Here is an 8,145-nt window from a genome sequence, read left to right as displayed (position 1 = left end):
GCCGCGGTCCTGCACGCGGAGGCCGGCCGCTCCGCCTCCCGCGGTGGACCGATCGCCGCACTCGACATCGCCGAGCACCTGTCGGGAGTCGTCGCCCGACTCCTCTGGTGACTCTCTCAGGAATCGCTCAGCCTCAGGGGTGAACCGTCTCGGTTCCTCTGTCGTTGTCCCGGGAGAAGCGGCGCTCCCGCGTCTCCGGTGCCTCACCGGATTCGCACAGCCGCCTCATCGAACGCTCGTCGAGAGCGCCTCTACCGTCGGATCCGCCGCGTCCGCCCCAACCAGGAGTACAGACATGACCGCGAAGACCACGACCCGCTACGCCCTCACCCTGCTCGCCGGTGCCGGCACACTCGCCGCCCTCGCGGCGTGCTCGAGCACCGCCACCGCCGGAGACGACTCCGCCGACACGACCACCACCGCGCCGACCTCGGCCACGAGCCCGACCCCCACCGCCACCGGAGCCGCCGGCGACGCTGCGGGCACCGGCAGCTACACCGACGGCAGCTACGAGGCCGAGGGTGCCTACACCTCGCCCGGCGGCAACGAGAAGGTCGGCGTCTCGCTCACCCTCGCCGACGGCGTCATCACCGAGGTGACCGTCACGCCCGAATCCGAGAACCCGACCGGCCAGCAGTACCAGGAGCGCTTCGCGAGCGGTATCTCGGGTGAGGTCGTCGGCAAGTCGCTCGACGAGATCGACGTCTCGAAGGTGTCCGGCTCCTCGCTCACCGCGACCGGCTTCAACGAGGCCGTCGAGACCATCAAGGCAGATGCCACGGCTGATGCCGTGAGCGTGCTCGGGCACGCCTGGCGGTTCGAGGCGATCGGCACGTCCTGGCAGCTCGACACCGTCGATCCGCTCGGAGACGACGACCGCGCGAGGATCTCGGCGCGCATCGAGGACTACGACCGCACCTGGTCGCGCTTCCGCGCCGATTCGCTGGTCTCACGCCTCCGGATCGAGACGGGTGAGCATGTGTTCCCGGCCGAGGCCGAGGAGCTCTTCACCCTCTACGACGTGCTCGACGAGGCGACCGGAGGAGGGGTGACCCCGTTCGTCGGCGACGCACTCGAAGAGCTCGGCTACGACCCCGCTTACAGCCTCGTCCCGCGTGGGCCCGCCGCTCCTGCTCCGTCTTGGAGCGCGGCCCGCACGGGAGGACCGACGGTGGTGCGCACTGACGCGAGCGTGGTGCTCGACGTCGGAGCCGCCGGCAAGGGGCAGCTCGTCGACCTCGTGCTCGACGAGCTCGCCTCGGCCGGAATTGAACGGGCGATCGTCGACGCCGGAGGCGACCTCCGGGGTCGCGGAGCGGGCCCCTTCCGGGTCGGCCTCGAGCACCCCTACGACCCCACTCGCGCCATCGGCGTGGCCGTTCCCGGTGAACGCGCGCTCTGCGGCTCCGCGAGCAACCGCCGCGCCTGGGCCGACGGCCTGCACCACGTCCTCGACGGCCGGTCCGGCCGTCCGGTCGAGACGATCGTCGCGACCTGGGTCGTGGCCGACACCGCCCTGGTGGCCGACGGACTGGCGACCGCGCTGTTCGTCTGCCCGCCCGAGACCCTCGCCGACCGCTTCGACTTCGAGTTCGTCCGAGTCCGCAGCGACGGCACCCTCCATTACTCGCCTTCCTTCCCCGGAGAGGTCTTCCGATGATCGGCACCCTCGATCGCGCCCTCGGTCGCGTCACCACCTACAGACTGGTCTGGACGACGCTCACCGCGCTCCTCCTGGTCGCCGTCTGCTACTCCGCAGCGGGGCTGATCTTCTTCTCCCCGCTCGAGATCATCGCCACGGCGGCCATCGCTGTCGTCGCGACGGTCGGAGCCACCTACGCCGTCTCGCGACTCGTGCGCAGACCCGCGCACCTCGAGTCGTCGATCATCACCGGACTCCTGATCGCCTTCCTGCTCTTCCCGACCTCGGAGCCGCAGGCGCTCCTCGTCGTCGCGCTCGTCGGAGTCGTCGCCGCGGTCTCCAAGTACGTCCTGGTGTGGCGGGGCCGGCACCTCTTCAATCCCGCTGCGGTCGCGGTTCTCCTGGTCGCTCTGGTGCAGGGGCTTCTGGCCGATACTCCGCTCGCCGGCTCGCTCACCGCTGCGGCCTGGGTGCTCCCGACCGGCGTGATGTGGCCGTGGGTCCTCGTCGGCTCCCTCCTCGTGGTCGCACGGGTGCGCCGCTGGGCCGTCTTCGTGGTCTTCGTCGTCGTGGCGAGCGCGGTGTCGGTGCAGCAGTCCCTCCAGGGCGGCCTGGAGCTGGGCGCCGCGCTCACGTCGGTCCTCACGGCGTACCCCTTCGTCTTCGCGGGAGCGTTCATGCTCACCGAGCCGCTGACGCTCGCGCCCCGCAGGTCGCAGCAGCTGATCATCGCGGTCGTCGCGGCCCTGCTCGCCAGCGTCCCGTTCCACCTCGGCGTTCTCTACGCCTCTCCGGAGCTCGGACTCGTGGTCGGCAACGCGCTCGCCTTCGCGTTCGCCTACCGTCAGCGCCGGAGTCACGCGCTCCAGCTGACCTCAAGCAGGACCCTCGCGCCCGGCATCGCCGAGTACCGCTTCCGCTCGTCGGTGCCGCTCCACTTCGAGCCCGGCCAGTGGCTCGAGCTCGACCTGCCGCACCGCGCCGACCGGCGGGGGAGTCGTCGCACGTTCTCCGTCTCCTCCGCTCCCCGCGAGGGCGAGATCGCGATCGCCCTGCGGATGCCCGAGAAGGCGAGCAGCTTCAAGCGCACTCTGGCGGCGCTCGAGCCCGGCAGCACTCTCCGCGCGACCAGCATCGGTGGCGACTTCGTGCTGCCGACCGACCCCTCCGTCCCCCTGCTGCTCGTAGCGGGCGGCATCGGGATCACCCCGTTCGCCAGCCAGCTGCGCTCCCTCGCCGAGGGGCCACGGCGCGACGTGGTCGTCGTGGTCGCCGCTCCGAGCCTCGAGGACGTCGCCTACCGCGACCTGCTCGAGGAGTCCGGCGCGCGCGTCGTTCTTCGCTCGCGGGAGACGCCCTCCTCACTGCCGGATGGATGGTCGCACGTGACCGGCCGGCTGACCGCCGAGGTGCTGGCGGACGCGGTCCCGGACGCGGGCCGTCGGGTCGGCTACGTCTCCGGCTCACCGTCATTCGTCGACGCCGTCCGCGGCGCTCTGCGCGGAGCGGGTGCCAAGCGCATCCGCACCGACGCCTTCCCGGGGTACTGACACTCTCAGCAAGGCACAGCCCCTGCCAGGGTCCGGTTCAGCCATCCGATTACACTGACGCGGTGCCGTCCTCCCCTCCCCGCGCGTCCGCCCGCCCCCTCGACCGGCTGCGCGAGAACCGCGACTCGGCCGCCGTGCTCTGGGGCAGCTTCGCCCTCGTGCACGTCCTGCTCTCGCTGCTGGCGCTCTTCGCGCCGGGGCTGCCGATGGGCGATGTCAGCATCGTCTACAAGGAGTGGATGAGGACGGCCGTCGAGGGCGGCGGGATCGCCGGCATCGACACCGGCTGGGTGTACCCGATCCTGGCCTGGGCGCCGATGTCCGCTTCGTGGCTCTTCGGCGCGGGCGGCTACGACCTGATGTGGCTCGTCCTGGTGACCCTCGCCGACGCAGCAGCCTTCGCTCTGCTCCTGCGGGGGCGCTCGCGGCCGAGTCTGGCCGCTGCGCGCTGGTGGCTGCTCTTCCTTGTCCTCCTCGGCCCGATCGCGGTCGGCCGCATCGACGCCTTCACCGCACCGCCCGCCATCGCAGGCATGCTGTGGGCCGCGACCCGGCCCGGTGCCGCCGCGTTCCTGCTCACGATCGGAACGTGGATCAAGGTCTGGCCGGCCGCGATCCTCGCCGCCGCGCTGCTCGTGCTCCGCGGCCGGGTGCGGACGGTGATCGTTCCCGCGGTCACGTCCGCCGTGATCGTCGTCGCGGTGGTCCTCGTCGGAGGCGGCGACCAGGTCTTCAGCTTCGTCACCGACCAGACCGACCGCGGCCTCCAGATCGAGGCCGTCGTCAGCACGCCGTGGATGTGGCTGTCGGTCGTCCCCGGAACCGGCAGCTACGTCTACTACGCCGCCGACATCAACACCTTCGAGATGCACGGGCCGGGTACCGAGTTCGCGGCGAGCCTGATGACTCCGCTGCTCGCGCTGGCGATGCTGGGCGTGGCCCTGCTCGGCCTTCGGGCGCTCGCCCGACGGGCGGAGCGACCAGGCTGTTCCCGCTCCTCGCGCTGACCTTCGTCGTCGTGTTCATCGATGCCAACAAGGTGCTCTCCCCGCAGTACATCGTCTGGCTCGCACCGCCCGTGATCGCGGGTCTCATCGCCTGCCTCGACGGCTCCTTCGACCGCCCGGCGAAGCTCACGCTGCTCACGGCGGCGCTGACGCAGGTCGTCTATCCCTACCTCTACCTGTTCCTGCTCTGGTCGCACTGGTGGATGGTTCTCTTACTCACCGCGCGCAACGTCGTGCTCGTCGTCCTCCTGGGCTGGCTCGTGCGCGAGCTGTGGCGGGTGGGCTCGCCCCGTGCACTCGACACGGCCGGCCTTCCTGCCGCGACCGGCAGCGGGGCGATCCGCGTGGCGGCCCAGGGGTCGTAGGCGGGCGGCCCAGGGGTCGTAGGTGACCGGTCGCGGTCCTCGTAGGCTCGGACTGCGCGGCCGAGACGCGGCGGCGCAGTCAGGGAGGCTCCCATGCTCGTCGCTTTCTCGGTCGCTCCTTCCGGGGGCGAAGCTCCCGACGCCTCGGTGCACGTCGCCGTCGCCGCCGCCGTCCGCATCGTCCGCGAGAGTGGACTGCCCCACCGCACGACCTCGATGTTCACCGAGATCGAGGGTGACTGGGACGAGGTGTTCGACGTGGTCAAGCGGGCGACCGAGGCGGTCGGCGCCTTCGGAACGCGGGTCTCACTCGTGCTGAAGGCCGATATCCGCCCCGGCTTCTCGGGCGAGCTCGACGGCAAGCTCGAGCGCCTCGATCGCGCCCTGGGGGAGTAGCGGCTCCCCGTCGTCGGGTCGATCGGAGGCGACCGCCCCCTCTCCGTGGACGCCCTCTCGAATCGATTCGACATCGATCGGATCCCGAGTAGCCTTGACCGGTGACACTCTCGCCGGCCCGCACCCGTCTCGCCCTGCTCGCCCTCGCCATGGGAGGATTCGGCATCGGCTCCACCGAGTTCGTCGCGATGGGGCTCCTGCCCCAGCTGGCGGCGGACCTCCTGCCCGGGGTCTCAGCGGAGGACCCGGAGCTGGCCGTCTCGCAGGCCGGAATGCTGATCTCGGCCTACGCCCTCGGCGTGGTCGTCGGCGCCCCGACCATTGCGGCTGCGGCGGCCCGCTGGCCGCGCAAGCGCCTCCTCCTCACGCTGCTGGTCGCCTTCACGATCGGCACGATCGGGTCGGCGCTCCTGCCGAGCTTCCCGCTCGTGCTCATCGCCCGCTTCGTCGCCGCGCTGCCGCACGGGGCTTACTTCGGTATCGCCTCCCTCGTGGCGGCCGACCTGATGGGGCCGGGCAAGCGCGGCAAGGGGGTCGCCTTCGTGCTCTCGGGACTGACGATCGCCAACGTGGTTGGCGTCCCCGCGATCACCTGGGTGGGCCAGGTGGCGGGCTGGCGCGTCGCCTACCTGGTGGTGGCCGCGCTCTTCGCGCTCACCGTGATCGCTGTCCAGGTGCTCGTGCCGCACCAGCCGGGCAACCCCGCTGCCACGATGCGCTCCGAGCTGCGGGCCTTCGGACGGCTGCAGGTCTGGATGACGCTGCTCGTCGGCGCGGTCGGCTTCGGCGGCCTGTTCGCGATGTACAGCTACATCTCACCGCTCTCGACCGAGGTGACGGGGCTGCCGCTGGGCGCGGTGCCGTGGATCCTGGTGGTGATCGGCCTGGGGATGACGGTCGGCAACCTCGTCGGAGGCTGGGCAGCGGACCGTGACGTGCGGCGTGCCCTGGTCGTGCTCTTCGTCGGAGTGGGCGTCTCGCTGGTCGGTCTGGCGCTGTCCGCGACGACGGTGGTCGGCCTGATCGTGTTCACGTTCCTCGCGGCGGGGTTCTCGGCGGCGGCCTCGCCCGCGATCCAGACCAGGCTGATGGATGTGGCGCGCGACAGTCAGACGATCGCCGCAGCACTCAACCATTCCGCGCTCAACATCGGCAATTCGCTGGGTGCGGCGCTGGGCGGTCTGGTCATTGCGGCGGGCCTGGGCTACCTCTCGCCCCTGTGGGTCGGAGTCGGTCTGACCGCCGCGGGGATCGCCCTGGCGCTGACCAGCATCGCCATCGACCGTGTGCGCGGAACCGTCTACCCGGTCCACCGCGAGCCGGCGGCTCCCGGCACCAAGGGCATCCCTGTCAACGCCCTGTAGGCGTCCGCTCCGGAGAATCGACGCCGAGTTCTGGAAGGATCGCGTCATGCGCGCAGTCAGCTACCGGTCCTTCGGCGCCGTCCCCGAGATCGTCGAGGTCCCCGATCCCGTCTGCCCCGCCGACGGGGTCGTGGTCCGTGTCGCCGCGACAGGGGTGTGCCGGAGCGATTGGCACGCATGGAAGGGGCACGACGACTCGGTCGTCCCTCCCCAGATCCCCGGGCACGAGTTCGCCGGGACAGTCGCGGAGGTCGGCGCAGAGGTGGGGCACTTCGCCGTCGGCGACCGGGTGACGGCCCCGTTCGTGTTCGCCTGCGGGGTCTGCGAACAGTGCCTCGCGGGTGCGACGCAGGTGTGCCTCCGGCAGCAACAGCCGGGGTTCACGCTCGATGGTTCGCACGCTGAGGCGCTGGTGGTGCCTCGCGCGGATCTGAACCTGGTTCCGCTCCCCGACGCTGTCGGCTTCATCGAGGCGGCAGGACTCGGCTGCCGCTTCGGGACCGCTTACCACGCGCTGCACGTGCGTGGCCGGGTCGCCGCGGGCGAGTGGGTGGCCGTGTTCGGCTGTGGCGGAGTGGGCCTGTCGGCGGTGATCGTCGCCCTGGCGGCGGGTGCTCGGGTGATCGCCGTCGATGTCTCTGTCGCGGCCCTCGAGGCCGCCGCTGCGCTCGGCGCACTCACCGTCGTCGCCGGTGAGGGTGTCGTAGCCGCGGTCCGAGAGGCGACCGGCGGTGGAGCGCACGTCGGCATCGACGCCGTCGGGAGCAGGGCAACCTCGGAGACCTCGATCGCGGTGCTGAGGCCGCGCGGGCGCCACGTGCAGGTCGGCCTGCTCCTGGGTGCGGAGGCGGCCCCGGCGGTCCCCCTCGGCCGCGTCATCGCGCAGGAGCTCGAGCTGCTCGGCAGTCACGGCATCGCCCGCGGCGGCTACACCGCGATGCTCGACGACATCGTCGCGGGCCGCCTCCGGCCCGCCGACTCGGTCGGCCAGCTCATCACTTTCGATGCCCTGCCGTCCGCACTCACCGCCATGGATCGCTCCTCCGTCACTCCCGGAATGACGGTCGCCGTCCTGGCCCCTTGACGTCCTGGCCCCCTGACGTCTCCCGCCGCCGTCCCGCCCGGGTGATGGCCAGGGAGGGGGGCTCAGTCCGTCTCGATCAGGATCCCATCCTGGATGGCGCGCTTGCGCAGGGCGACCTTGGTTCCCACGTCGATGCCGACCACGCGGTACTTCTCGCGGATGCGCTTGAGGTACGACTTGGCGGTCTCCTCCGAGATGCCGAGCTCGAACGCGACGGACTTGACCGGCTCGCCACCGCCGTAGAGCGCCATCACTCGACGCTCCTGAGCGCTCAGCTTGGGCGCCCCGTCGGAGTCGCCCGTCGAGAGGGCCATGTCGAGCTCGTGAGAGATGTAGGAGTGGCCGTCCTTGGCCGCCCGGATCGCCTCGACGATCATGTCGGCGTCCTCCGTCTTGACCAGGTAGCCGAGCGCTCCGGAGGCCAGCGCCTCGCGCACCACGGCGGGTTCGGAGTACGTGCTCATCAGCACGGTCTTCACCCCGGTGGTCTTCAGAGTCGAGAGCTTCACCGAGATCGGGATGTTGTCCTTGAGATCGAGGTCGAGCAGGACGACATCGACGGGGAACTCGGGGTGCGTGAGCAGCTCGGGCCAGGAGGCGACGGCGGCGACGAGCTGGATGTCGGACGCGGCCCCGCGGATCCACTCCGTGAGTGCGCCGAGGAGCATCTTGTGGTCGTCGACGACCGCGAGGGTGATCTTCGAATCGGCGGTGGGGGTCATCGGTGTCCTTCTACT

8 protein-coding genes are annotated in these 8,145 nt (G+C 71.0%); 7 read left to right on the top strand and 1 reads right to left on the bottom strand.

Annotated features, from left to right (window positions below):
* Positions 1-295: 295 nt before the first annotated feature.
* The 7 genes from ACH61_RS18920 to ACH61_RS00610 all read left to right on the top strand — a co-directional run bounded on the left by ACH61_RS18920 (position 296) and on the right by ACH61_RS00610 (position 7,408).
* Complete coding sequence (locus ACH61_RS18920; RefSeq protein ID WP_330220112.1) at positions 296-1,660, top strand: FAD:protein FMN transferase; 1,365 nt, start codon at positions 296-298, stop codon at positions 1,658-1,660.
* Entirely contained in the window at positions 1,657-3,192 is a 1,536-nt protein-coding gene (locus tag ACH61_RS00630) for an FAD-dependent oxidoreductase (protein WP_068207284.1), read from the top strand. Before ACH61_RS18920 ends, ACH61_RS00630 begins: the two co-directional genes overlap by 4 nt.
* Positions 3,193-3,254: 62 nt before the next feature.
* Positions 3,255-4,199, top strand: coding sequence for a glycosyltransferase 87 family protein (locus tag ACH61_RS00625; protein ID WP_082844903.1), 945 nt, complete (start codon positions 3,255-3,257; stop codon positions 4,197-4,199).
* Between the two features lie 11 nt (positions 4,200-4,210).
* Positions 4,211-4,564 (top strand): hypothetical protein, encoded by a 354-nt coding sequence (locus ACH61_RS15925; RefSeq protein WP_082844902.1) that lies wholly within the window; start codon positions 4,211-4,213, stop codon positions 4,562-4,564.
* Between the two features lie 93 nt (positions 4,565-4,657).
* On the top strand, positions 4,658-4,960 hold the full coding sequence (locus tag ACH61_RS00620; protein ID WP_068207281.1) for a thiamine-binding protein: 303 nt from the start codon (positions 4,658-4,660) through the stop codon (positions 4,958-4,960).
* A gap of 149 nt (positions 4,961-5,109) precedes the next feature.
* Entirely contained in the window at positions 5,110-6,324 is a 1,215-nt protein-coding gene (locus ACH61_RS00615) for an MFS transporter (protein WP_068207323.1), read from the top strand.
* A 46-nt stretch (positions 6,325-6,370) separates the two neighbouring features.
* Positions 6,371-7,408: an alcohol dehydrogenase catalytic domain-containing protein gene (locus ACH61_RS00610; RefSeq protein WP_068207278.1), complete on the top strand. Its 1,038-nt coding sequence runs from the start codon at positions 6,371-6,373 to the stop codon at positions 7,406-7,408.
* A 62-nt stretch (positions 7,409-7,470) separates the two neighbouring features.
* Here the strand turns inward: ACH61_RS00610 and ACH61_RS00605 are convergent, their stop codons facing one another.
* Positions 7,471-8,130, bottom strand: coding sequence for a response regulator transcription factor (locus tag ACH61_RS00605; protein ID WP_068207276.1), 660 nt, complete (start codon positions 8,128-8,130; stop codon positions 7,471-7,473).
* Between the last annotated feature and the right edge of the window lie 15 nt (positions 8,131-8,145).

Source organism: Rathayibacter tanaceti (assembly GCF_001634385.1).
In the GTDB taxonomy this organism is placed as follows: domain Bacteria; phylum Actinomycetota; class Actinomycetes; order Actinomycetales; family Microbacteriaceae; genus Rathayibacter; species Rathayibacter tanaceti.
Note: the sequence above shows the minus strand (reverse complement) of the source record. Positions and strands in the feature narration are given on the sequence as shown.